At 68.9% G+C, this 25,834-nt stretch carries 17 protein-coding genes and 1 pseudogene; 10 read left to right on the top strand and 8 right to left on the bottom strand.

Annotation, left to right across the window (positions count from 1 at the left end; all coding sequences use genetic code 11):
- Positions 1 to 399: 399 nt before the first annotated feature.
- The 7 genes and pseudogenes from Poly30_RS07630 to Poly30_RS07600 form a co-directional block, all read left to right on the top strand.
- A pseudogene (locus Poly30_RS07630) lies at positions 400 to 696 on the top strand (ArsC family (seleno)protein); the annotation flags it as partial.
- 165 nt (positions 697 to 861) lie between these two features.
- On the top strand, positions 862 to 1,530 hold the full coding sequence (locus Poly30_RS07625) for a sugar transferase (RefSeq protein WP_419191092.1): 669 nt from the start codon (positions 862 to 864) through the stop codon (positions 1,528 to 1,530).
- Positions 1,531 to 1,579: 49 nt separating this feature from the next.
- Positions 1,580 to 3,142, top strand: coding sequence for a hypothetical protein (locus Poly30_RS07620; protein WP_145195909.1), 1,563 nt, complete (start codon positions 1,580 to 1,582; stop codon positions 3,140 to 3,142).
- Entirely contained in the window at positions 3,139 to 4,539 is a 1,401-nt protein-coding gene (locus tag Poly30_RS07615) for a phosphotransferase (protein ID WP_145195907.1), read from the top strand. The genes Poly30_RS07620 and Poly30_RS07615 overlap by 4 nt, the downstream gene beginning before the upstream one ends.
- Positions 4,540 to 4,547: 8 nt before the next feature.
- Complete coding sequence (locus Poly30_RS07610) at positions 4,548 to 6,161, top strand: O-antigen ligase family protein (RefSeq protein ID WP_419191091.1); 1,614 nt, start codon at positions 4,548 to 4,550, stop codon at positions 6,159 to 6,161.
- Complete coding sequence (locus tag Poly30_RS07605; RefSeq protein ID WP_145195903.1) at positions 6,158 to 8,542, top strand: glycosyltransferase family 4 protein; 2,385 nt, start codon at positions 6,158 to 6,160, stop codon at positions 8,540 to 8,542. Before Poly30_RS07610 ends, Poly30_RS07605 begins: the two co-directional genes overlap by 4 nt.
- A gap of 28 nt (positions 8,543 to 8,570) precedes the next feature.
- Positions 8,571 to 9,323 carry an O-methyltransferase gene (locus Poly30_RS07600; protein ID WP_145195901.1) on the top strand — a complete coding sequence of 251 codons (753 nt, stop codon included), beginning with the start codon at positions 8,571 to 8,573 and terminating at the stop codon, positions 9,321 to 9,323.
- Here Poly30_RS07600 and Poly30_RS07595 read toward each other — a convergent pair whose 3' ends face one another.
- The 3 genes from Poly30_RS07595 to Poly30_RS07585 all read right to left on the bottom strand — a co-directional run bounded on the left by Poly30_RS07595 (position 9,324) and on the right by Poly30_RS07585 (position 14,093).
- On the bottom strand, positions 9,324 to 11,561 hold the full coding sequence (locus Poly30_RS07595) for an FG-GAP repeat domain-containing protein (protein ID WP_145195899.1): 2,238 nt from the start codon (positions 11,559 to 11,561) through the stop codon (positions 9,324 to 9,326).
- 91 nt (positions 11,562 to 11,652) lie between these two features.
- Positions 11,653 to 12,924 (bottom strand): lipopolysaccharide biosynthesis protein, encoded by a 1,272-nt coding sequence (locus Poly30_RS07590; protein WP_145195897.1) that lies wholly within the window; start codon positions 12,922 to 12,924, stop codon positions 11,653 to 11,655.
- A gap of 23 nt (positions 12,925 to 12,947) precedes the next feature.
- Positions 12,948 to 14,093, bottom strand: a complete 1,146-nt coding sequence (locus Poly30_RS07585) for a DUF1972 domain-containing protein (RefSeq protein ID WP_145195895.1) — start codon at positions 14,091 to 14,093, stop codon at positions 12,948 to 12,950.
- Positions 14,094 to 14,325: 232 nt separating this feature from the next.
- Here Poly30_RS07585 and Poly30_RS07580 point away from each other — a divergent pair, with 232 nt between their 5' ends.
- Complete coding sequence (locus Poly30_RS07580; protein ID WP_145195893.1) at positions 14,326 to 15,099, top strand: polysaccharide biosynthesis/export family protein; 774 nt, start codon at positions 14,326 to 14,328, stop codon at positions 15,097 to 15,099.
- Positions 15,099 to 18,047 carry a hypothetical protein gene (locus tag Poly30_RS07575; protein ID WP_145195891.1) on the top strand — a complete coding sequence of 983 codons (2,949 nt, stop codon included), beginning with the start codon at positions 15,099 to 15,101 and terminating at the stop codon, positions 18,045 to 18,047. Before Poly30_RS07580 ends, Poly30_RS07575 begins: the two co-directional genes overlap by 1 nt.
- 131 nt (positions 18,048 to 18,178) lie before the next feature.
- Here the strand turns inward: Poly30_RS07575 and Poly30_RS07570 are convergent, their stop codons facing one another.
- From Poly30_RS07570 to Poly30_RS07560, 3 genes are all read right to left on the bottom strand, one after another.
- Positions 18,179 to 18,835 (bottom strand): carboxypeptidase-like regulatory domain-containing protein, encoded by a 657-nt coding sequence (locus tag Poly30_RS07570; RefSeq protein ID WP_145195889.1) that lies wholly within the window; start codon positions 18,833 to 18,835, stop codon positions 18,179 to 18,181.
- 85 nt (positions 18,836 to 18,920) lie between these two features.
- Entirely contained in the window at positions 18,921 to 20,324 is a 1,404-nt protein-coding gene (locus tag Poly30_RS07565; protein ID WP_145195887.1) for a hypothetical protein, read from the bottom strand.
- Between the two features lie 158 nt (positions 20,325 to 20,482).
- Positions 20,483 to 21,922 carry a sulfatase-like hydrolase/transferase gene (locus tag Poly30_RS07560; protein WP_419191089.1) on the bottom strand — a complete coding sequence of 480 codons (1,440 nt, stop codon included), beginning with the start codon at positions 21,920 to 21,922 and terminating at the stop codon, positions 20,483 to 20,485.
- A 402-nt stretch (positions 21,923 to 22,324) separates the two neighbouring features.
- Here Poly30_RS07560 and Poly30_RS07555 point away from each other — a divergent pair, with 402 nt between their 5' ends.
- Positions 22,325 to 23,836, top strand: a complete 1,512-nt coding sequence (locus Poly30_RS07555; protein ID WP_145195883.1) for a hypothetical protein — start codon at positions 22,325 to 22,327, stop codon at positions 23,834 to 23,836.
- Positions 23,837 to 23,965: 129 nt separating this feature from the next.
- Here Poly30_RS07555 and Poly30_RS07550 read toward each other — a convergent pair whose 3' ends face one another.
- Complete coding sequence (locus Poly30_RS07550; protein ID WP_419191088.1) at positions 23,966 to 24,439, bottom strand: BON domain-containing protein; 474 nt, start codon at positions 24,437 to 24,439, stop codon at positions 23,966 to 23,968.
- Positions 24,440 to 24,644: 205 nt separating this feature from the next.
- Positions 24,645 to 25,817, bottom strand: a complete 1,173-nt coding sequence (gene xylA / locus Poly30_RS07545) for a xylose isomerase (RefSeq protein ID WP_145195879.1) — start codon at positions 25,815 to 25,817, stop codon at positions 24,645 to 24,647.
- Positions 25,818 to 25,834 lie beyond the last annotated feature (17 nt).

The following is a 25,834-nucleotide window of genomic DNA, read 5'->3' as shown; positions in this document are numbered from 1 at the left end:
CGCACGATCGTTGTGACAGCGCGCAGTATCTCTGGCATTTCGCCTGACGGCGAAATAGCGGTTGCACCGCTGTGCGCTCGCCGCGCAGGCGCCCTCGCCGGGCGGGCGCCCTCGCCGGGCGGGCGCCCTCGCCGGGCGGGCGCGCTCGCCGCGCAGGCGTGCTCGCCGCACGGGCCGCGCGGGCGAGCCGCGCGCGGGCCGCTCAGCCCCTTCGGGGCCGAGCCGGGCCCGGGCGTCCTGCGGACGCGGAAGCTGCGTGGGGCTGGGCCGCTTGGGTTAGAGTCTTGGGCAAGAAATGCATCCCACAGTGGATCTGACACAGGCCGAGCACCCCAACAGAGAACCATGACCAAGCGAATCGACTGGTACTACCACCGCAAAGGCTGAACGACCTGCACACGTGCCGACGCTTTCCTGGAGAAAGCCGGTGCCACCGTCCGTGAGACGGTCAATGCCACGAAAGAGCGCTTCGGCGCCGACGATTTGACAGAACTCTTCGCTGGAGCCACCACCGTGGTCGCCGCCAAGGGAAAGAAAGTCACGGTCATCCAGATGAACAAGGACGAGAACGCCGCCGAGCTACTGGAAGCCAACGCTCTCGGTCCCACCGGGAACCTGCGTGCGCCCACGATCCGGATCGGCAAACGCTGGCTCATCGGCTTCAACGAAGACGAGTACGGGAAAGCCATTAGCTAGTCCGCCGGGACTCCGCGGGGGTAGATCCAACGGAGACGCCTTCCAGAATGGCGTCCTCGGCGATCGAAGGAAGAGGCAGAGATGCGACTTCCTAGCCCCCCCGCTGAGGCGGATCGTCAGGAGTCCCTGCTGTGTGCAAGCGCAGGGGCACCGGCGGTCGCGCCCGTGGAACCGAGCCGACCGGCCCGGTTCGCTCCCCTTCGCGAGCCCCACGACACCCGCGACACACGGCCCGTCGCCACCCCCTACGTCCGCTGGGTCCGCCCGGCCCTCGGCGCAGCGCTGGTGGCGGCAATCTCGCTGCCCGTCGCCGCGACCGTGGCGGGCCTGACGCTGGTTCAGCTCGCCGCGTACCGGCGCTGGGGCGAGGTGTTCTTCCTTCAAACCCGGGCCGGTCAACACGGGAAGCCCTTCCGTATCGTCAAGTTCCGCACGATGCAGCCGGACGAGAGCGGCGTGGCTCGACCGACCCGCCTCGGGGCCCTGCTGCGGAAGTCGCACCTGGATGAGCTGCCCCAGCTCTGGAACGTCCTGGCCGGCGACATGTCGCTGATCGGTCCCCGGCCGGAAACCCTCGACCTCGAGGAATGGGGTGAGAAAGAAGTTCCGGGCTTCCAGTCCCGCCTCGTCCTGCGACCGGGCATCACGGGCCTCGCCCAGGTGGTCCAGGACTCGACGCCGCAGGTCGCCGAGCTCTACCGCGAGAAGCTCCGGCTGAATCAACTCTACCAGACCTCGATCAGCCTCCGGACGGACGCCTGGATCCTCTTCCGGACCGCGGTCCGGCCCGTGCGCCCGAGGGCGTTCGATCACTCGAGCCTCAAGCCGAGATGACGTTTCCGCCGATCCCTACGGCGGTGCTCCCGAACCGGGCACCCACCCCATGGCGGCCAAGAACACTCACCCCCACCTCGACCCCCGCGAGGCGCCCATCGATCGTCGCGACGATCGAAGCAGCCCGTCCGCCGATCCTCGGCCATGGGCGCCCGGCCCGCCGAGGGGCCGAACGCTCCACGACACGGCCTCGGACGCCCTGACGCCGATCGAGTGCGCGCTGGAACGATTCTTCGAGTCACTGAAGAGCCGAAGCGTTCCCGTGCTCGCCCTGCGGGGCGGCCGCGCCGCCCCGCGCTATCGCGCGGGCGGTGACCTCGACCTCGCGTGCCCCGGCGTCTTCCGGGACACGGTCGTTCGCGCGCTCGAACGCGCCCTCGGTACCTTCGGCGTCCGCGTGATTTCGGTGCACCGCACGCGCCACATGGACCAGTACCAGCTGTACGCGCCCTGCGGCCCCGGACGCCACCATCATCTCTGCATCGATCTCCACGTGGCCGAGACCTGCTACGGGGTTCCGTTCCTCGACGCGGGCGAACTGCTCCGCGGTCGCAACACCGAGCGCGTTCCCGAGCGGCCCGCCGCCGTTCCCGGCGCGCTCCTCAACTTCCTCACGCCCTACCTCTCCGGAGGCGCGATCCACCCCGAGTACGTGGCCCGGCTGACGGTCGTCCTCGACCAGCACCCCGCCCAGATGCGCTCGCGGCTCGGCCACCTGGTGGGCACGCGCATGGCCGATCGCTTCTGCGCAGCCCTGCGCGATCGCGGTTTCGGCGAACTGAAGAGCTGCCAGCGGGCGTTCCGACGCGCTCTTCTCACGCGCGCTCTTCTCCGCGACCCGCTCGCGACGCTCGGCGGGTTCGCCTCGCTCGCGATCCAGAACCGGATCACCTCGCTCAGGAAGACGCGCGGCCTCACCGTCGCCCTGCTCGGCACGGACGGCACGGGCAAGACCACCGTCGGAGAGGAGCTGCACGCGGAACTCCGGAGCTCGTTCCGTTCTACGTGGAACCGGACGATCAAGCTACGTCCGGGTCTCTTCCCCCAGCTCGGACGCTTCCTCGGCCGTCGGCCTACGGAAGAAGAGTACGCACGCCCCCACCGCTCCAAGCCCTCGGGCATCCTCGGCACGTGGCTGCGAGCCAGCTACTACTGGCTCGACTACACGCTGGGCTACGCCGTCAAGGTCCTGCCGCTCCGGCGCCGCAACACCCTCATCCTCTTCGATCGCTGGATCGACGACTGGCTGGTGGATCCAGCGCGCTACCGCTTCGCGCCGGACAGCCGCTTCGTGCGCTGGCTCGTGGCCCACGCGCCGCGGCCTGACGTGATCCTGGTCACGACGGCCACCCAGAGAATCGTCCGTACCCGCAAGCAAGAGGTGAGCGTCCGCGAGACCCTGCGCCAGCTCACCGCCTACGAGGAGTACGCGGACGCCACGCCGAACGCGTTTCTCATCGACACCTCCACGTCGATCGATCGCTCGGTCGACGCGGCCGTCCTCGCCACGCTCGCCCGGAGCCAGGCCCACGTCCCCTCGCGCACCATGGAATCCGGAGCCGTATCGGTCGAGGAGAGCGAGGACAGGAACAGCGGGAGCCGCGCCGCATGAAGCACGCGCTGCCCTACGGAATCGATTCCTGGCTGCCCGTTCTCCGGGGCGGCGCCGCTCCTTCCGTCTTCCTCGACGCAGGCGACGCCCGTACGGCCGCACGGCTTGCGAAGGCCTGGGCCGAGCTGCCCGCTGGCGGTCGCATCGTGCTGCAGTCGGTCGCCGCTCCCGGCTCGAAGCCCGTGCTCGGCCCCCTGGAGGGCGGCCTCAAGAGCTCCGGCACCGTCGAGCGCTTCGTCGTCTTCCCGGGCACCGGCGGGAGCTTCACGCTGCTTCCGACGGTCGACGGCGCCGCGCTGCGCGGCGGCATGGCGCTCCTCCCTGGCGGCCGCGCCGGCGGCCGGGCCCTCTGGGCTCTCCTCCGCGTCGCCAGTCCACTCGGCATCGCCCAGCGCCTCGGGCGCCCGGAACTCGCCATCTGGACGAAGGGCCCGTTCGACCGTGAATCGGAGGACCTCGCCGTCCTTCCCGTCGCCGGTTCGATCGCGGTCGCCGCGGGCGTACCGGGCCGCAACCAGAAGATCATCGTTCGCGCTCTCGATCGACGCGGCAACGCCAGGGCCATCCTGAAGCTGGGCTTCTCGGAGCGAACGGACGACGCCGTCACCCGCGAGGCGCACGCGCTGAAGATCGTCGGCGAGACGCTCGAGGATCGCGCGCCCCTGCTCCTGGCCGAGGGACGACGCGCCGGCCGTACCTGGCTCGCGCAGGAGGTCCTGGAAGGCAAGCACGCGGGCGACGAGTTCACCCCGATGCACGCTGATCTGCTCTCGGAACTGAGCCGCGAAACGCGCGACGAAGAGCTGCTCACGGACATGCCGTTCTTCCAGGACACCCTTCGCAACCTTTGCAGGCTCGACCCCGCCGTCGACCCGGACTGGCACCGCGAGTACTCCTCGCTCTGCGACGCGTTGGAGAACTCCGTGGACGGGTTCGCGCTCCCCACGTGCCATGCCCACGGCGACTTCACGCCCTGGAATCTCCTCGCCCGCCGCGGGCGCGTGAGAGCCTTCGACTGGGAGTACTTCTCCAAGCGGGCGCCCGCCCTCTACGACGTCTTCCACTTCCATATCCAGACGGGCGTGCTCGTGAAGCGCCACTCGGGGGAGCGCATCTTCGACGATCTCGGCGCCCTCTTCCGCGGCCCCGCCGCCGACGTCGTCGCGGCCACATCGTTGCGCCGCGAGGAGATCCTCCAGCTGGCCGCGCTCTACGTTCTCCACGAGGGTGTGAGCCACGAGCTGGAGGAGCGCCGCAACCCCTCGCCGTTCGCCCAGGCAGGCTGGCTCCGCCATGCGCGGCGCGCGCTCTGTCGCCGACTCGTCGGACTCTTGACCGAACGCCGACTTCCCGACTGGACCGAGCTGCCTCCGGACCATGGCAGGGTGGCGGCATGATCCTCGGGATGGCCGTAGCCGTTCTCGCGGCCGGGCTGGCGCTCTTCATGGCGGGTACGCGATCGGTCGCGTACGCGCTTTTCTACCTTTCGTTCCTCCCGTTTCTGACGCTGGACCCGAGCCAAGGTGGACTCGTGTCGATCGACGGACTCGAGGGCGGCAACGTGGCGTGGAAGCTCGGGGTCCGGGCGATCGCGACGCTGGGCATCGCCGTGCTCGGCTACCGGCGCCGAGGCGAGGTCTTTGCGCTGCTCGCGCGCCCCGCGAGCCTGCCGGTCCTGGGCCTCTTCGCCTGGGCCGTCATCGGCCTACCCCGCGCCCAGGATCCCTGGGTGTCGTTCTTTCGGCTGGGTGAACTGCTCGCCTTCTTCGTCACCGGCGTCGTCCTCGCCACGGAGGTCGGAGCGCGACACGATCGCGAGCCCGGCCGCGGCGGAATCGCCCCCGGCGACGTCGTCCGACGCCACGCGCTGGCGCTCCTCCCGGTCCTGATCTCGGCGATCGCCTTCTCCGTGCTACACCCCGAGATCGCGTTCCACGAGAGCACCAGCGGCGTGCGTCGCATGGGTCACAAGTTCATGAACTCGAACGTGCTCGGGTTCTCCAGCACCGTCGTCTTCCTCTGGGCGGTGTCCGCCCTCCGGGCGCGCTGGGCGCTTCATCTGGGCGCGGATCCGGCGACGAACTCGCGTCGAGAGCGCCTCCGAGAGGTCACGGTCGCCCTCGTGGCCCTGGGGCTCGCGAGCTACGTGCTCTATCACTCGCGTTCGCGCACCGCGTCGATCACGGCCCTCGGCGGGCTGGCGATCCTGTTCCTTCCGTGGCGCGCGCCTCGGTCCTCCGGAGAGACGGCGACCATGTCTCCGGGCGTTTCGGCCGATATGGCCCGGCTGGCCTCCCTGCGCAGGATCGGCGCGGTGATCGCTGCCTGCCTCGTGCTCGCCGTCTTCGCCACGTCCATCGGCACCATCGAAGAGTGGTTCATGCGCGGCGGTACATCCGCCGACATCGCGAGCGGCACCGGCCGGACCGGTCTCTGGCACGATCTCCTCCTGGTTCAGGTTCCGAAGGCTCCGCTCGTCGGCGCCGGCTACCTCAACCTCTCCAGCGCGGGCGGCTTCGAGCATGCAGGGCACGCCTGGAACAACGCGCACAACACGTACCTCTTCGCGCTCGTTTCGACGGGCCTCCCCGGCTTCCTGTGCGTTCTCAGCATCGTCGCCTGGCCGCTGCTCGTCGCTTTCCAGCGCGCGTTCCGTCCTCTCCCGGGATCGAGCCCGGCCGAGCGCCTTCGCAGCGCGCTCGATCAGGAAGCCTGGACGCTTCTTTTCGCACTGCAGGTCATCGTCGCGATCTCCGGCATCACCGGCTTCGGCGTCGCTGGCTATCCCAACGTGGCCATGCTGTTCCACTACGGCCTCTTTGCATGGGTCCTGTCGCCTGCCTCGACAGCCCATGCCTCTGAAGCGATCGGTGCCAGCACCGACGCGACCTGTTCCGCTCGTCAGTCTGCCGTCCCATTCGCTGCCCCCCCGGCTGCAACTGCAACCCGGCTCCGCAGCGCCGTCCCCCGGCTAACCAGGGCTGTCCGCGGCCCACAGATTCCGCGATCTGTCAGATGACGAACCCAGAGTCCATCCAGAACGTCCTGTTCCTGCACCCGAGCGCCGAGTATCGCGGCGCCGACAGGACGATCGTCCAGCTGGTGGCCGCGGTCGACCGGAGCCGCTGGCAGCCCGTCGTCGTGCTTCCGAGGCGCGGTCCGTTGATCGGCGAGCTGCAGGAACTCGGCGCGCAGATCGAGGTCGGCCCGCTCGGCGTCGTGGGCGAGGGCTTCGCTCCCGTCCGATTCCTGAAGCTGTTCCTGCAGCTGCCGGTCTGCCTGTTCTTCGTCTGGCGGATGGTCATGCGCTACAGGCCAGCGCTCGTCCACACGCACACGAGCGCGGTGCTCGGCGGCGCGCTGGCCGCCCACTTCTTCGGGCGCCGCCATCTCTGGCACATCCATCGGATCCTGGAGTCAGGGGGTTGGCGCGACAAGGCGCTGGCTCGCACGATCCATCTGCTCACCGACTCCGTGGTATGTAGCTCCGAGGGCGCTCGTGCAGCGCTCATCAGGCTGCTTCCTGCGATCAGCGAGAAGGCGTGGATGGTGCGCAACGCCGTCAACGTCGATCGCGTGGCTCCGGACCCCACGGACCGCATGCAGGTGCGGTCGTCCCTCGGCCTCGACGACGAATGCACGCTGGTCCTCATGGTCAGCCGCCTCTCCCCCGAACGCGGGCACATGACGCTCCTCAGGGCGGCCAAGGCCGTTCGCCGCGACCACCCCGATACCCATTTCCTGCTGGTCGGCGAGCCGTCCGCCGAGCACAAGCAGTACGCCGAGAGCCTCGACGCGGCGATCCAGGAGCTGAAGCTCGAGGGCGTCGTCACTCGCATGCCCTTCCAGCGCCGCGTGGGCGCCATCTACGCGGCGGCCGACCTCGTCTGCATCCCCGCGGATGAACCTGACCCCTTCCGGATGGTCGCGCTCGAAGCGATGGCCGCGGGCAAGCCCGTCGTCGCGTCGTCGACCACGGGCACCGAGGAGTTCCTGATCGCCGGTCAGACGGGCCTCGTGTTCGAGCCCGGGGACGTCGAACGTCTCACCTGGTGCATCTCCGCACTGGTCTCCGATCCGGCGAAGCGCGCTCACATGGGCGAGGCCGGTCGCGCGCTCCAGGCCTCGCAGTTCCTCGTGGGACGCTTCCGCAACGAGTTCGATCGCGCCTGGTCCCACACGATCAAGCGGACCTTCGTCCTGCCCGCCAAGCGCGCGAGCGTGGTCCACATCACGCTCGGCAAGGCGAACCCCGAGCGAATGAACGGGATCAACAGCGTGGTGCACTACCTCGCCGGCGCCCAGCAGGCCGCAGGGATCGCCGTCGAGGTCTGGGGGATCACGAAGGACACCACCGCCGAGACCCTCCCCCGTACCTACCCCCTGAGGCTCTTCAAGCGCGGCATCCAGCGCTTCACCTGCACCCGCGACATCCGACAGGCGATCCTCGAGCTCGACTCCACCGCCGTGGTGCACCTGCACGGAGCGTTCCTTCCGGAGTTCACCGCCATCACGCGCCGACTCCGCCGCCGTGGCGTACCGTACATTCTCACGCCGCACGGGGCCTACCGCCGCGAAGCGCTCAGGAAGAACGCGTTCCAGAAGCGCATCTGGCTCGCGCTTCGCGAGAAGAAGATGCTCCGCGGCGCGCGCGCCGTCCAGGCCCTTTCCGGTCGCGAACTGCTCGAGATGGAGGACATCACCGACATCGGGCACGTCCAGATCATTCCGAACGGACAGCATGCGGTGACGCTGGCTCCCGGCGCCGAAGCGCCCCCGATTCCCGGCCCGAACAAGCAACCGATCTTCGCGTTCTGCGGCCGAATGGGAGCGTACACCAAGGGCCTCGACGCTCTGATCGAGGGCTTCGCGCGCTACGTCGCCGGCCGCGGCGAGGGCACGCTCTGGATGATTGGCGACGGACCCGATCGCGCAGCGCTGGAAGCGCGCTGCGAGGAGCTGAGCATCCATCGCCGCGTCCACTTCTTCGGGCCGCTCTTCGGCCATGACAAGGCACTCCGCCTGTGTGCGGCGGACGCGTTCATTCACCCCTCGCGTCACGAGGGCATGCCGACCGCGGTGCTGGAAGCAGGCTCGCTGGGACTGCCCATGCTCGTGACCTCGGGCACGAACCTCGACCAGGAAGTGCGGAGCGCGAGCGCCGGCTACGTCATCGCGGACGTCACGCCGGAGGCGATCGCCGACACCCTGTTCACGGCCGAGCGCGAGCACGAGAACGGCCAGATGGCCCATCGGGCGCGCAACGCGGCCTGGCTCATCGCCTCGACGTTCTCCTGGCAGCGGATCGCGCTCCTGACGGGTCGCTATCTCTACGGGCTGGAAGGCCTGCCTGACCCGGACGCGCGAGAATCCACGAATCTCCCGCAGCAAGCAGCCTGAGCCACCCCGAGCCCCAGCCCCCCCCACCATGGACCAGCGCCCCCCCCAGCCCGAAGCCAACAACGTCCGCACCTTCTACCAGCGCCCCTGGCTCGACCGTCTCACGGGCCACTACACGGTGGCCTGGGAGAACGAGGGCCGCGTCGCCTCCATCCGCATCCGCAATCGGCTGACGGACATGGAAGGCCACCGACCGGCGCTGGCATCGCTCCTGCGCATCCCGGCCACGGTCAAGACGTACTTCGAAGCGAAGCGACGCACGATCCTGAAGACTCCGGTGCCCTTCCTCGTCTACGAGGCGATCGAACACATGGAGCCGCTCATCGGCCCGGGCAAGAAGGTCGTCGAGCTCGGCGGCGGGAACTCCACGCTCTGGTTCCTGGAGCGTGGTGCCGAGGTCACGACGATCGAGCACTCCGAGGAATGGGCGCGCCAGATCCGATCGGAGGCCGCGACGCGCCTCGGCGACGAAGCGGCCTCGCGACTGACGCTCCACGTCGCCGCAGGAGACGAGGCCATCGCGTTCGCGAGTTCCCTGCCGGAGGCGTCGTTCGACCTCGCCCTCGTCGACTGCATGAATGCCTTCACCTGGCGTCTCGACGGCGTCCAGACCCTGGCACCCAAGGTTCGCTCGGGCGGCACGCTCTGCCTGGACAACTCGGATCACCCGAACAACTGGGCCGCCGTCTCGCTCCTGGGCCGCGACCACCGCACGCGCTTCACCGGCTACGCCCCCATGTGCCCGGTGGTCACCCAGACGAGCTTTTGGACCCTTCCCTGATCAGCGCCAGACGAGTTCCACACCGTCGGAGAAGTTGGCGCCGATCAACGGGTTCGCATCGCGGAACCAGTAGGTGAAGTTCCAGGACTCACCTGCCAGAAAGTTCACCGCGCCGGGGAGCTGCTGGAACGGAAGGGGCAAGGCCACCGCGCCGCCGGCCCCTGAGTTCTGCACGAAGCTGGAGAACCGGCCGAAGGGCTGGCCCAGGCAGAACGTGCCCTGGCTCACCGGCATCGCGCCCTGGGTGCGCGAGGCGAGGAAGAAACCGAACGAAGAGGGCGGCAGCGCCCAGGCTTCCAGCGTCAGCGACTGATCCGCGAGAAGGTCCGAACCGCGCAGGATGGTCCTCGCCTGTTCGCCCGTCGAGTTGAGCGCTGGGTCGCAGTAGGAGAGGCCCGGCGCGCCCTCGTCGCGAGCGACGCCGCTCTCCGACCAGCCCACGTTGCCCGCGCGATCCGTGGCCTTCCACACGTGGGCGATCTCCGCCGTCGGACCGCTGCTCAGCGACGGAAACGGCGCGCTGAACACCGCGTTGCCGTACTGCAGAGCTTTCACCGCGACGCTCGGGCCACTCACGGAGAGCTGGAGCAGGCCGGTCACACCGGAGGCCGAAACCGACTGCGAAAGGTCCGCGACCATGACCCGTTCCACGGCGCCGCCCGCGGGCAGCGCGAGCGTCCATCCGAGGGCGCCGCCCTCGGCGATCGTGGCCGATCCGACGCCGCCGTCGACGAATCGCACGCGCGTGCCGGGAACGACCGTGAGCGCCGCCGGAGCGAATCCTGCTCCCGTCACCCTGACCTCCACCACCGTCGGCTGAACGCGCGCGAAGATCGCCTCCGCGGTGACCCAGATCTCACCGTCGTCCGAGACCTGGTCGCGCATGCGGCCGCGCAGGCGCCTCGGGCGCGTGGCCGTCGCCTCCCCCACGCTCTGGTCGACGACGATGGGCGCGAGCGTGTCCGCGGGGCCACTGTTCAGGTACACCCGGTTCGTGAAGTTGCCCGACTCCCCCTGGGCCGTGATGATGTCGTGGTCGCCGTCGTTGTCGAGGTCCGCCACGGCGAGGTCGAGCGTCGAGTCCGCGATGTTCTGGACCACGCCGGTCGCGTTGGCGAAGCTGAGTCCGCCGTCGTTGCGGTAGACGCGCTCCCGGTTGCCCAGGGAGCCGATCAGAACGTCGAGATCCCCGTCGATGTCGTAGTCGAAGAGGGCGACCTCGTTGTCGTCGACGTTCCCCGGCTGGACCGAGCCCGCGGTGAAACCGAGCGAGCCGGTCTCGACGAGGTCGTTGCGCACGTGGCCTTCCTGGAAACCGGAGAGGGAGACGAAGAAGAGATCGTCGTCGTCGTCGCCGTCGAGGTCACCGGCTTCCGCTTCGTAGACGCTGCCCGAGGTCTGCGGGATCAGGTTCGAGCGGTTCGTGAAGTTTCCGGTGCCGTCGTTGATGAGCAGGTAGTGGGTACCGTTGGAGTTCTGCGCGCGATTCGTCAGGAAGATATCGAGGTCCCAGTCGCGGTCGATGTCGACGAGGTTGACGTCCATCTGCGCCACCTTCGCCGGTGCATTGAGCTGGGCCGAGACGTCGGTGAAGAAGCCGTTGCCGTCGTTGAGGTAGAGCTTCGGCGTCGCACCGGCGCCCCCCAGGAACGACGCCCCGCTGTCGGTGATCACGAGGTCGAGGTCGCCGTCTTCATCCACGTCGCCGAACTGGCCGCCCGCCGAGGAAAGCACCTCGGTGAGCCCGCGGGCCGCGCTCTCCAGATCGAAGAACCCGGGCTGCGCCGCGCCGCGGTTGATGTAGAGGAACGGCGGGTCCGTGTTGAACGCGTTGACGAAGAGAACGTCCGGATAGCCGTCGCCGTTCACGTCTCCCACGACGGGCATCTTGGCGTTCGAGGCGTGCACGCCGAGTCGCGCGACGCTCTCGTCGACGTAGACGTTCGGCCCCTGCTCGACGAGTTTGTTGATGATGAGCGTGTTCTGGCGCTTGGTCCCGGCGGTCGAGAAACCGTCGCCGTTGGCGAAGAAGAGGTCCAGGTCGCCGTCGAGGTCGACGTCGGCCGCCGTCACGCCCTCGCTCCACCGCTGGGGCCCGGGAAGCGCCCCGGAAAGCTCGGTGAACTGCTGGGCCGAGGCGGTGCCGCCAAGGCCGAACCAGATCGCGCTGAAAGCGAGAGCGCCGGCGAAGGAAGTGCCGGCGAAAGGGGCGCCGTGGCGCGTGCGTGGAAGAGTCATGGAGGGGGAGGGCGCCCTTGGGAACGTGAAATGCGACCGCTGCAGGATCGCGGGCGTCTTCCCGGGACGCAAAGGCGTCCTCCCTTGTTTCCTAAGAGTGGCGGATCGAGACACTTCCCTCGATCCGGTGCCCGGACGCCGCTCGGCGAAGGCGCGGAGCCTCCGAACGCAGCGACAGCAGCAGAAGGAGCGCGAACAGCGCCTGCTGCCCCGTGAAGCCCCAGGCGGCTCCCGCCAGTCCGAGAGCCTCGACGAGCGGCAGCGCCAGAACCGCGGCCGACAGCGCCGAGACCGCGTAGGCGACGAACACCGGGCGGGTGTCTTCGAGCGCCCTCGCCGAGACCTGCAGGAGTCCCGTCAGCGCCGACGCCGCGGGAAGCCAGGCGAGCCCCGCCAGCGCGATCCCCGTCAGGTCGGGATCGACCCCGGGGAACAGACCTTCGATGAGCCAGGGACCGGAGAGCCACAGGCCCGCGCCGAGCGCCGCGAAGGCGAGGCCGAGCGGCACGGCCTGCGCTCGGGTCCAGCGCAATAGGCCCGACCTCCCGCCTTCCGCCAACGCCGCGGCCGCCCTGCCCGGCAGGATGAGTTCCAGGGCCTGGCAGCCGACCAGAAGCACCCCCACGAGGCCCTGCGCCGCGCGGATCGCACCGACGCCCGCGGGCCCCACGACGGCGGCGGTCGCGGCGTGGAACCCGCCGGTGCCGAACCATGAGAGGACCTGATTGCCCGCGAGCCAGCGACCGCTCTGCCAGTGCCGGGCGAAGGCGGCACGGCCGGGCACCGCACCGACGCCCAGTCCGCGCAGAGCGACCAGCGCCAGCGCGCACGCGGCTGCCGCGCTCGCGCTCAGAACGACCGAGGCCGAAGCGATGGATACGCCGCCGAAGTGGCCGAGCGTGACGACCCCCACGCACGGACCCCAGCTCCCCAGGGCGTCCATGGCGACCGTCGCTCGCCCGTATCCCAGCGTGAACAGCGCGCCGCGCAGCGTCGGGGCCAGCGCGCGCAGCCCCACCAGCGTCGTCACGGCGAGACGGCCGACTCCCCGGTCCCGAAGACCCACGCCGTTCGCTTCGAGCAGATGCATCAGGCCGCCCGCCAGGGCGGACACGATTGCCGCCAGCCCCGCAGCCATCCAAAGCGCGTCGCGGACGCGCGCCCTGCGTGCCTCGCCTTCCGCCAGAGGCGCAAGGCTCAAGAGCGGCTGGCACGCGAGCGCCTGGCCCAGACCCGCGGCGTAGGCGGCGCCGATCAGGACCAGACTGAGAACACCGAAGCGCTCCAGCCCGAGCGTTCGCACGAGCAGCACCGAGAGAGCGAAGCCGCCGCTGCTCGCGATCCCCTGGCTCACGAGGGCCACGCGCGCAGAACCCGAGGCCCGCATCACCGTCGCCCGCTCTCCGCGCGGATCAGCGCCGCGTAGTCGTCGGCCAGTCGATCCCAGCTGTACTCCTCTCGAATCCGCGCGCGATTGCGCTCGCGAACCGATTCGATCTCCGCCGTGGCGCGCGTCGCCCAATCGCCAATTCGCCTCGTGAGCGCGTCGATCCCGTCCCAGTAGACCTCCTGGTCCCCGAGCACCTCGCGGTTGAACGGATTGTCGTGGGCCAGCACGACGTTGCCCGCGCCCATGGCCTCCAAAAGGCTCGGATTCGTGCCGCCGACGCTGTGCCCGTGGAGGTAGAGCGCGGAGTGCTGGCGCAGCGGCAGGAGCACGTCCTGGTCGTAGATGGCCCCGAGGAATCGCACGCGCCCGTCGCCGGCCGCGTCACGCGCGCGCTCCATGGTCCGCTTCGCATAGGCGGTCCCGGTGTCGGTGTGAGCCACGGCCACGAGCGGGCGTCCGGTGTTCGCCTGGGCGTGGGCGCGCAGGATCTCGTCCACGTGGTTCTCGGGCTCGAAGCGACAGACGAGCAGATCGTATTCCCCGGGGGTCAGGCCCAGCGCCCGGACCGCGTCCTCGGGGAGCCGCTCGTCCAGGGTCTCCGCGCCGTAGGCCAGCACCGAGTGCGGTCCTAGCTTCGCGCGAGCCCCGATGTTCTCGGCGAGCGCGCCGTTGTCGATCACGAGGCGCGTCGCGGCGCGGCAGGCGATCCGCTCCATGAGGGCCAGCCACGCCTTCGCGGGCGCGCCCCACTTCGAGCGCTGCCACTCGATGCCGTCGGGGTTGATCCAGACCGCCGTCCCCGTCAGCCGCGGCAGCCACGCGGCGAACGCCGCGCCGTAGCCGAGCAGATAGACGACGTCGAAGCCGCGCATCGTCTGGAGAAGCCCGGACACGTCGACCTGGATCGTGCGGGCGGGCCCCGGCGCCCAGGCGCGAACGTAGCGCAGATCCATGCCGCGATGGCGGACGAGCGCATCGCCCTCTTCGCTCTCCTGCTCACAGAAGACGGTGACGTCGATCCCACGCTGCACGAGGCGAGCGCCGATCTCTTCCACGAACGTCTCGAATCCGCCGTAGCGGGCCGGGACGCCGCGGGCGCCGAGGAATGCGATCCTCGGACGTTCATGCGGGGGGGGCGACATGGGTGTCCGTTGCGCTTTCCTTCGGAGTCCGGGGACGCCTCACTCCATGCGAGCCCGAAGGAAGCGGCTTCTTGATTCAGGTCGAGACACGCCCGCCGAGCCGTCCGTGCGCGGCGCTCCCAATCTGAGGACGCGGCCCCGGATTCGTCGGTGCGCCTGCAGTCGGGGGGCCCGGCCGCGCCGATGCACGCCATGAAGGTCGCGGCCCCCCGCCGCCCCCTCGCCCCCCCCCATGTGCCAGCCCGTCGATCCCTCGACGCGTTCCGCTTCTTCGCACCGTGCCGCGAAGAAGAAGGTGAACGCGCTCCGTGCGCCGCTCCTCCGAGCCGTCGCCGCGCTGGCGGTGTGCCTCGCCGGAACCGCGTGCCGCACGGCGCCCGCCCCCGTCTCCACCACCGATCGGTTCGACACCTTCGAGACCGCGCCGGACTGGAGCGTGGCGAGCCTGGGCCCCGGCGACGTGCTGCGCGTCACGATCCACGGACACCCGGAACTCTCGACTCCCGACGGCGGAGCCCACGTGGACGAGACCGGCGTGCTGGAGCTGCCCGTCGTGGGTCCCGTCTCCGTTGCCGACCTCGACCTGCGCGGGGCCAACGAGCGCATCGAGGAGTCCTTCAGGAAGTACATGCACGAGCCCGACGTCACCGTCGATATCGTGCGGCGGGAGTCGAAGCAGTACTTCGTCCTCGGCCAGATTCGCGAGCCCGGGCCCCGCGTGCTGGAGCGCCCGACCACCGCCCTCGAAGCCGTCTCGCACGGCAGCTTCTTCCTGAACGCCGCTGACCGGCGCAGCCTCTTCCTCGTGCGCCCCCACGGGGACGAACTCGAGGTGCATCGGTTCAACGCCGAGACGCCGGACCCGAGCGGTCTCGTCCAGGTGCGTCCCGGCGACATCGTGTTCGTCCGCCGCCGGGGCTCGCAGCGCTTCCAGGAAGAGTTCCTGCCGCTGCTCGCGCCGTTCAACCTGGCGATTCCGTCCCTCGTGGCTTCGGGGGCGCTCTGATGGTTCGTCGAGGTCTGGAGGGAGGCGGCTCCCTGTCCCTGGAGGATCTGGCGCGCGTGCGCGGGCTGCTCACCCATGCGCCCTTGCGCATGGGCTTGATCGTGCTCACGGTCGCTCTCGGGTTCGCCGCCTGGAACCTCGCGTCCACGCCCGTCTACCGCAGCTCGGTCAAGCTGCGCGTCGACGACGTCACGGTGCGTCGGCCCCAGGTGGAGCACCGCTCGATCCCAACGGGTACCGTGGACGAAGGCCAGGCACTCACCCTTCTGCGTTCACGCACGCTGATCGGCGACATCGTGGAACCTGCGGCGGATGCGACCTCGGAGAACAGGGCCGAGGAACGGATCCACCTCGGCCTCACCACCTGGGTCACGGACGAGAACGCGCCGCCCCTGCGCCGGATCCTGCGCAGCACGATCGCACCCGTTCACCGGGACTTCCGGCTCGAAGCCACGGCGCGCAGGCTGAGCGATACCGCTCCCGTCGCCGTCCGTGTCCGGTTCGTGGACCAGGGAGCTGTGAGCGTGTCGGGTATCAGCTTCAAGCCAGGCGTCGAATGGCCCGAGGACGAGGCAGAAACCCTGGCCTACGAACCCGGCGTGCCGGTGCTCTATCACGGCATGGAGCTCCTTCTCCGCGTGACGGGCGAGCCCGACGGCCGCGTCTGGCGCATCGAGGCGCTGACCCGTGACCAGGCCATCGACCGCGTGCTCCAGCGGGTGCGCGTCGACAAGCAGCAGCACCAGACGGGCGCGCTCGCGCTGACGGTGCTCGACGACGATCCCCTGCGTGCCGCCGCCATCGCCAACGCGATCGCCGCCGCCTTCGTGGAAAGCGACCTCGCCGAAGCCCGCCGGGACGCCGTGCAGACCGCGAGCTTCCTGGAGGAGGAGCTGGAGACGCGGCGCGCGGCCCTCGACGCACTCACCGCCGAGGAAGCGGACCTCCAGCGGGCGAACCCCGACACGATCGACGCGGAGGCCACCGCCATCGACCTCAGCAGCCGCCAGGGCGCCTGGGACGACGTCTACCGGAAGGCGCGCAACCGACGGATCCTCGCGGACCGCGTCGAGCTGCTCATCGCCTCGGGCCAGCCTCTGAAGACCGCGCTCGCGGCCGTCGGCGGCGATCACTCCCCTGAAGTGCGCTCGCTGCTCGAGGCGCTCGACGCGGAAGAGAGTCAGCTGCGCCAGGTCTACCGTGGATCCGGCGACGGCGGCTACCGGCGCACCCTGCTCCTCAAGGCGGACGACTACCGCATCGAGGCCGAACGCTTCCGCACCCGCGTCGCGGACCTGCGTGACATCATCGAGCGCATCGAGTCCGGCGACCTGACGGCGCTCAGTCGCCTCGGCGGCGACCTCGCCCGGGACGGCTCGATCGCCGTCGACTGGAGCATGCGCGCGTGGATGACCGAGCTGGAGACGACGCGCAGCGAACTCGAAGCGCTGGAGGCGGAGTTCACGGACGCCTATCCCCCGCTGATCCAGGCGAAGGAGCGGATGTCGTATTTTCAGGGCCAGATCCTCGGCGGCCTTCGCGCGCTCCTCGTCGGCCATGAGAAGACGCTGGAGCAGAAGACGGAGTACGCCCGCGCGTGGTCCGCGCTGCACGCCGCGCACCCCGAGAGCGAGGCCGCGCTGATTCGCGCGTCGATCGCCCAGCTCCAGAAGGAAACCGTCGCCGCCTTCAGCGCGCACACGGCCAGCCTTCGGCTGGCCGAGACCGCCGCCCGGGAAGAAGTCGAGCGCCTTCGCGACCGCCTCAAGGACCTCGCCGCCGCCCGGCAGAAGCTCCGCGGGACCCAGCTCGAAACCCGCGAACTGGACCGCGTCGTGGGCGACCTCGTCCGCGACGTCGAGAACGCGCGCGTCGCGATCGCGGGCATCGTGCCGAGCGCACGCATCATCGACCCGGCCACGGTGCCGCGCGGTCCGCTGAAGCCGAACGCGGCGTTCGGGCTGCTCGCGGGCCTCGTGCTCGGCGTCCTCGCGGCCGCCGCTTGGGCCTGGTTCGACCTCCAGCGCACGCCGCTGATGTCAGGGTCGAACCACGCCGCCGAGGAGCGCATGGCGGCCCTTCCCGTGTGCGGACGCGTCGCGGTCGCAGGCCCGTCGAATGGCGCACCGCGCAGGGTCCGGCTCCTGCGTGGCGGCGACAGCCCGAAGCCGTCCTGGCTGCCGATGATGGAGGCCCCCGAGTCGCCTGCGGCCCAGACCTACCGCACGCTTCGCGCGCGTTTGAAGCACATGGCGAACGCCGCGGGCGATCCGCCCCGCGTCCTGGGAGTCACGTCCGCGAGCGCCAGCGCAGAGGTCTCGACCGTCGCCATCAACCTGGCGATGGCGCGGGCCCAGCTCGGCGAGCGCATCCTTCTGGTCGACGGTGCGCTGAACGGGCCCACGCTCAAGGCGACGATCCTGAGCGCCGGGCTCGACAGGGCGGACGCTTTCGGGTCGGACATCCACGGTGCCATCGGAGCGCGCACGCGCGGCGGCCACGGTGGCGACGCGCGAGGTCTCGGCGAGTGCCTGGACGGCACGGCGCACTGGAGCGAGGTCGCGGCCCCTTCGGGATTCCCCACCCTCGATGTGCTCTACACGGGAGACTCCTGGATCGTTCCGGCGGACCTCCTGGCGAGCCAGATGTTCGAGGTCTTCTGCCACGAAACGCGGTCCGTTTACGACCTCGTGCTGATCAGTCTCCCGGCTGTCCAGGAAGCGCCGGACGCCGAGGCCGCGGCCGCCTCCCTCGACGGGATCCTGTTCGTGGAGAGCGAAATCGCCCCGGTGGCCGCGACGGTGATCGCCGACTGCGTGGAGCGACTGCAACAGGCGGGCGGTCACGTCATCGGGCTCGTGAAGACGATCGCGATCGAGCGGAGGCGCAGCGGCGCCGCCAGATCGCCGTCGAGCGGCCTGGGCAGCTCACGCCAGGGCGCGGCCTGACGGTGCCTTGGCCCCAGGACCCCGCTTCAAGGAGCGGGAGAATGACTGAGGACGCGGCACCTTTGCGAAAGATGGAGCACTGACTCGGCCCGGTGCCCGTTCGCACCGGGCAGGGTCAGGCCGCGCCGGCCCTACTCCGTGAACGAGACCCGGTTGTCCACATCGAGCGACACGTCCACCTCTTTCGAGGCGACGACCCGGCCGATGTGCTGCCACTCCACGGTGTAGCGGCCGGGGGTCAGGTCCTCGGCGGTCGCCGACCGGGTGCCCTCCCTGATGCTGACCCTGCGCCGGTGGGAAGCGGACTTCGGTAGACCGCTCTGCGTCTCGGGGAACGCTTCGATCAGGCGAAGCTCCACCTCGATTCGACGTGAGGCATCGCTCCCCCGATCGACCGTGATCGTCAGATCCGCCGACCGGTCCGTCACCAGGTCGGCGTCCCCCCGGACCTCGCCCTCCTCGAGACGGAAGGGGCCAGCGTACGCGCCCTGCCAGCCTCGACCGTGACTCTGGATCGAGAACGACTTGCCCGCAGGGAGACCCACGAGTCGATAGCGCCCGTCGGCGCCGGTTCTCACGCGGTGATCGGAGTGCGCGTTCCGGAACGGATCCTGCTTGTCTCGGCTCAGGCGGGCGAGGATGACCTGATCGGCCACGGGGGCACCGCTGGAGTCGACGACTCGGCCCTCCACCACGCACCTCGTGAGGTCGAAGTCCAGCTTCTGCAGGGGCGAGTCGAGTACGACGGGCTGCTCGTGGGCCACGACGCATGGGTCTGACTGAATCACGAGGAGGAACTCACCTGCTTCCGTGTGTTCGAGCGTACACCTGCCGTCCCCGGCCGCTGTCTCGCCGGAGCGGACGGCCGCCGGCCTACATCGACCAGGTGACGCTCACGGCGTCGGAGAAGTTCGACGTGGGTGCAGAGGCCACGACGTCCCGGTGCCACAGCTGGAAGTTCGAGGTCACGCCCGCCGCGGCGGCGTAGGTCCCCGCCCCGGCCGGGATCGCGCTCACGTCCCACGTGCCGAGGGTCGTATCGATGCGGATCGAGCCGTCGAGGCCCGCGCTGCGCACCTGGCCCGGGCCGGTGAGGTAGCCGAGGGTGCCTCCGAGGCAGAGATTGCCCTGGCTGCCCATGAAGTTCGGCGTGCTGCCCTGGGTCATCGAGGTCACGAACACGCCGACGGAACCCAGGGGAAGTTCGCCCGCCGCCAGGAGAACGTCGTTCGCCGAGGCCGAATCGCTCCCGCTCATCGCGAGCGTGGTGTTCACCCCCGTCGAGTTCGGATTCGACGAGCAGTACGCCGCTCCGACCGGCGCGCTGCCTGGCCCCGACTGCGCGTAGATCTCCATGAAGAACGAGGCATAGGGCTGGAACGGAACGCCGCAGCCGTTGGTATTGGAGTAGCCGCCGAACCACCAGCAGTTCGCGCCCGTTGGATTGATGAGGCCCCACGAGTCCTGGGTCCGGTTCCCCGTGGCGGACCCGCCGCAGAGCGAGGCCGGGCCGTAGTAGGTTTCGGTGCCGTCCGTCGGAAGGCCGCCCGTGATCCATCCCGGATCCGTGGACGCCGGGTCTCCGGCGAGGATGAAGCCAGCAGGGGCCGTACCGTCGGTGCCGATGTACCGATAGCTCCAGCCGAAGCTCGTCGAGGACTGCGTCCCGGCAGCACCTCCGCCCTCTCCGGCGAAATCGAACTCCTGGCCGCCCGAGAGGTCGATGAACAGGGTCCAGCAACCGGTCGCCGGAAGCCCGTTGAGCAAGACGCTCGCGGTCGGCGCGGGCGGCGAAGCGCATGGAACGTAGGACTCGTAGAAGCTGATGTCCCAGCCGCCGGTCGCGGCCGCTCCGAGGTCGCAGTAGTTGATCTGGAAGCCGTCGACCGTGTACACGCTTCGATCCGCGAGCGGGTACTCCGGGTTGCCGCGGGCAGGGATGAACCCCTCGTCCACGTTGGTGCTGAGCGGCGCGAATCCCCCGGCGCCGCCCGCCGAAGAGAAGTAGCCGGACATGGCGGTGTTGGCGTAGATCACATCAGGTCCAATAGGCGAACGCTGCTGGACACCTCGGCGCGTCCAGGTACCTGTTGCGACGTGGTAGGCGCCTGCGTCCCGAACCTGGGCGATGGAAGGGATCCGAGCAGGCTCAGCCGTCAGGACCGCCGGTCGCTCGGAGGCGGTTCTGATGGAGGTCGACGATTGGGCGAGCGCGAGCGAAGTGGCGGGAAGGCCTGCGAGCGCGAGGGAAGAAACGCAGAGGAAAGAAGGAGCCATGGGAAGCATGTCGGGTTTTGGGAAGAAGGCGTCGTGGCGTGCCGAGGCGACCCAGGGGGTCGCGTCATCTCCTGGGAATAGTCACGCAACGCACGACCGCCACACATTTTCCAGAATTTTCAGGCATCCCCCCTTTCCCCAGTGACAGTGAGTCGCACCTACTGGAGCCCGGCGAGCGCCGCCTTTCGATCCTTCCCGAGCGGACCTTCCAAAAGGGCGGTCATGCGGGCCAGCGCGGCCGTCGCTCCCTCGTCCAGCTCGTTCCCTTTGAGCAGGTTGCTGGACTCCCGGGGATCACTCTCCAGGTCGTAGAGCCGCTGCCCGCCGCCAAGGCTGTCCTCGATCAGCTTGTAGCGCTGTTCGCGGATCGCCAGTCGACTGGAGGCAGGTGCCTTCGTGTTCTTGTTGGTCCGATGGAACCGCTCCGAGAAGATCCACTCGCGCACCGGCGGCGCGGCGGCGCTCGCGAGATAGGACCGGAAGGAGACGGAGTCGGGGGTGCCTTCAGGCGCGACTCCCAGCAGCAGATCCAGGGTCGTGTCGAAGAGGTCCGTCGTATTCACGAGATGCGACACGGCGCGGCCAGGATCCGAAACACCAGCCCCCGCCACGATGAGCGGGACCTCGATGCCGGACTCGCTGAGCGAGCCCTTCCCCGCGAGCGCCTTCTCGTCGGCGTCGCCCAGGCGCAGCTCGTCGGGCATCTGGCCGCTGGCGCCGCCGTTGTCCCCCACGATCACGATCGTGGTCCGGGCGCGCGTGGCCTCCGGCAGGCTGTCCCAGAGTCGGCCAATTTCGTGGTCGAGCGCCTCCACCATCGCAGCGAAGTGCTGATGCCGCGTCTTCTTGGGTGAGCCGGAAAGCTCGATCGTCCTCAGCTCCTTCGGTGGCGCATGCAGCGGCCCGTGCGCAGCATGATAGCTCGCGACCACGAGCCAGCGCTCGTCCCCGAAGCGCTCGATCGCCCGCAGCGCATCGTCGGTCACCGCCGTCGTCGCGTAGGCATCGCGCTTCTGCTCCTTGCCGTCCACGATCTCGTCGTAGTGGAAATAGGGGTCGTCGCGGCCCTTGCGCCCCAGGTTACTGACGGTGCCGCGGAAGTGCTCGAAGCCCTGTTCGCGCGCGTGGTCCGGTCCATGATCCACACCCGACAGGTGCCATTTCCCGAGAAACGCCGTGCGCACACCCTTCGACTTCTCTGCCAGCGCCTCGGGCAGACACGTCACCTCCAGGCCAAGCCCCGGGTCATCGTTGTTCAGCTTCACGATCGAACCGATCCCCGTTCGGAACCCGTACTGGCCCGACATGATCGTCGCTCTCGTGGGACTGCACGCGGGGTAGCCCCAGACCGTCTCGAAGCGCACCCCCTCCGCGCTCAGCCGGTCCATGCAGGGCGTCTTCGCATCGTCGTTGGCGCCCGGGTAGCAGCCGATGGCGTCCAGCCCCACGTCATCAAGAATCACGAGCAGGACATTGCTCGGAGCGACCGTTTCGCGGGGCGAGGCCCCGGAACCCGCGCGCGCCGCGCCTTCGCCTTCCTGAACGACCGGAGGACCCATGGCGGCAAGCACGACCAGTGAGAAGGACAGGAGAATCATGGGCACCAGTATCCCCGGAGACCGGCCGTTCCGGGCCATGGCTCTTGCCAGGACACCGGGAAGGCGAGCGGAATCCGCGGGGGGGTGAGTGGGTCGTCAGCCCTCCCAAATCGAGACGGATTCGGTCGAACCTGGGTCCTGGCGGAACCGATCGGCACGGGAGCGCCGATCGGCGCCCCGGGCCCCGGCGATTCCCCGCCGATCGACGGACCAAGAAGCCGCGCAGATCGGTTCCTGACGCTGACAGGGCCTGCACAAAGAAATTTTCCCAGTGGCATGCGCCTTGCTTATTGTGAGACCGCGAGCGGCGCATTGTCGCTCGGGACTCCACGGAGCCCCTGCCTGCCCCCGTGCTGGGTTCGGAACCGTTTCGTTGCCAGCACCTATGCCCCTTTCCCAATCATGACGCTCTCCCACTCACTCCAAGCAGCGCTGGTTCTCACCCTCGCCGCTCCCGCCGTCGCCAGCTCCCAGGGCATCGAAGCCTGGACCAATACCTGCGGCGACAACATGCAGGTCACCGTCGCCATCCAGGGCGACGCTTTCCGCCCCTTCGTCGTCATGGCCGGCCCGGTCGGCGACTCGACGATCTTCTCGGCCCTCGGCCCGAACATCCGCGGTCGATTCGACGCGAACGGAGAAGCGGAAGTTTCGTTCCCGGTTTCGGGCAACGCGAACTTTCCGACGAACTTCAGCGTCAACGTCCACGCCATCTCGCGCGGGATCAACGGCAAGAACCACCAGATCGTCACCCTCCCGCTGAGCGGCAACGGCGGCACCCTCTGCCAGGAGTTCGACCCGAACTACACCCTGGGCACGACCGAGCCCGCCACGGGCCAGATCATGACGAACGAGTGGAACCTCGTCGGCATGACCATCTCCGGCGTGAACAACACGGCGACCCACCCCCAGGCCGTGGCGACGTTCGATAGCGCCAACGTCACCGGCGGCGACACCGACCTCGCGACCCCTGGCTACGGCCCGGGCAACACGGAGGCCTACGGCAAGCTCCTGATCATCCCCGAGAACGACATGGACCTCGACATGGACGGTCTCCTCGACGACCCGGATGACGAAGAGCGCGGCGGCATCATGCGCTTCGACTTCGACGAGCCGTACCGCATGTGCTCTGCTACCCTCGTCGACATCGACGATCAGGGCCCGAGCGAAATGCGCTTCTACATCGGCGCTGCGATGACCCTCGAGACGATCCCGGTGCCCTTCCAGGGCGACAACGGCGTTCAGACCCTCACCTTCGACAAGCGCGACGTCCGCGCCTTCGAGCTCGTGCTCGGCGGCTCCGGCGCCATCGCTCGCCTCGGCATGGTTCCGTGCCCGATCATCGTCAACCTCGACGAGACCGCCTTCGGTAAGCCGCTCGGCCTCGCTGCGGGCACCGAGATCACGAACCAGTTCTCCTCCATCGGCCTCGAGATCACTGCGGCGAACAACGCCATCGGTCACCCCGACAAGGCGATCCTCTTCGACTCGGAGAACCCGACCGGCGGCGACACCGACCTCGTCACCCCGGGCTACGGCCTCAACAACGATGAGGCCCTCGGCATGGTCCTCATCCTCGCCGAGAACGACGTCGACGCCAACATGGACGGCCTCGTCGACGATCCGGATGACGAGGAGTTCGGCGGTCAGATGAACTTCTTCTTCGCCGAGCCCGTCACCTTCTTCGACGCACGCGTCCTCGACGTGGACGCGCTGGAGCGCGACGTCTTCACCTTCTTCGACGTCAACGACATGCCGATCACGATCGTCGAGATCGGCGCGCTCGGCGACAACTCCGTGCAGGACCTCGCCGCGATGGCGCCGGTCGCTGGCGTGAAGCGAATCCTCGTCAACTTCACCGGTTCGGGTGCGTTCACGCGCCTCCGCTGGTGCCCGGATTCGAACATGAACTGATCCAGGATCTGTCCTGAACGCCAGGGGCCCCGGCCCGCCACGCAAGGTGGCGGGCCGGGGCCCTTTTTCGTGACCCAGCTCTGTGACTCAGCGCTGTGACCCAGCGCTGTGACTCAGCCCGACAGGTGGTCAGGTGCAGGAGATGTTGTTCATGACGTCCTTGACGCCCAGAACGCCGATCGCCGTCTCGTCGGCGGCGAGCTTCGCCGCGCGGTCCGCGACCTTGCCTGTGAGATTGATCACCCCGTCGGAGCATTCCACCTCGATGCCGGAATCGTCGATGCCATCGTTCAGCCCGAGAACATCCTTTACGGCAGCCACGAGCTCGGCGTCGGATCGCTCCACCTCCAGCGTGGCAGGCGGATCGCCTGCCCCCTCCCTGTCGAAGGGTCGAACGGTCGATTCGCTCAGGGCCTCGTAGTAGCCACCGACGTCGTCGCTGGCGCCTACGTGCGGCTCGGCGCGAAACTGCTCGCTGCTATAGCGGTTGCCCGAGCCGTCGAGATCGCCGTAGGCCAGATGCAAGGAGCGGGCGTGAAGCTCTTCGCTGGTCTCGGTGTTCGACGGGACAGGAGCTGGCTTGGAAGGATTGGTTTCAGACATGAGAGGCGGCGACGGGTGAATAGAGGACGCGGATCCAAAGAGGTGGTCGGTGTTTTCCCGCGACGTGGTGTCGGATGTCAGGTCCCCTGGACGCACCTCGACCCGCAGAGTAGGCCTTGGCATGGACCAGCCCCTACCCTGAGATGAAGGAATCTTTACAAGGATGATCGAGCGTTCAAGCGCCCCCCTGCCTCGAACAGATCGCTCAGCGCGCACCCATGAGGTGCTCGGTCAAGATCTGATCGAGCCGCTCGTAGCCGAGGCCCTCCACCCCGATGGCCTCGACGTCGAGTTCGAGCGCCTTGAGACCCTTCACCTTCTCGGCGGAGTAACCTCCCAGAAGCGAATCACAGGTCGCGTCCTTGCGCTCCTTCACGATCGCTTGCACCTCGGGATCTGCGTCGAACGCCCTGGCTCGCTCGGCCAGGATCTTGTACGTGCGCATGCAGCCGCGCGCGAACTCCCAGACGCCAGCGCGGTCCTCGGTGCGATACGCGTGCGCATCGAAGTGACGCGGACCGGTGTAGCGCTCACCGCCGGCGGTGCCCTCCAGCAAGCGAACGAGAAGGAACGCCTGCTTCAGGTCCTCGGAGCCAAATCGCAGGTCCTGGTCGTACCGTCCGATCTTCTGACCGTTCAGGTCGATGTGGAAGAGCTTGCCCTGCTCCATCGCCTGCGCGACGCCGTGCACGAAGGACAGGCCCGACATCGTCTCGTGGGCGACCTCCGGATTGACGCCGACCATCTCGGGACGCGCGAGGGTGGTGATGAAGTGCAGCATGTGCCCGGTCGTCGCCAGGTAGATGTCCCCGCGCGGCTCGTTGGGCTTGGCCTCCAGCGCGAACTTCAGGTCGTAGCCCTGGTCCACGGCGTACTCGCAGAGGAAGTCCATGCACTCGCGCATCCAGCCGAGGGCGGTGCGCGGGTCGCGACACGCGTCGGTGTCCGTGCCTTCGCGACCGCCCCAGAAGACGTAGGTCTTCGCGCCGAGTTCAACGCCCATGTCCATGGCGCGCATCGTCTTCGCCAGCGCGAACGCGCGCACGCGCGGATCGCTCGACGAGAACGCACCGTCCTTGAAGATCGGCTGCCCGAACAGGTTGGTCGTTGCCATGGGAACGACGATCCCGTGGTCGTCCAGCGCCTTCTTGAAGTCGCGGACGATCCGGTCCCGCTCCGCCGCGCTGGAACCAAACCGGACGAGGTCGTCGTCGTGGAAGTTCACGCCGTACGCCCCAACCTTCGCCAGGCCCTCCACGATGTCACACGGATCGATCACCGGACGGGTCGGGCCGCCGAAGGGGTCACGACCGGGGTTGCCGACGGTCCAGAGGCCAAAGGTGAAGAGGTCGGCGGGGGTCGGGTCGAAGGAAGCCATGCTGGGTGTGAAGGGCG

This window comes from Saltatorellus ferox, from assembly GCA_007751475.1.
Lineage (GTDB): Bacteria > Planctomycetota > UBA1135 > UBA1135.
The sequence above is the reverse complement of the archived record's forward strand: the minus strand, read 5'-3'. Positions and strand labels throughout refer to the sequence as shown.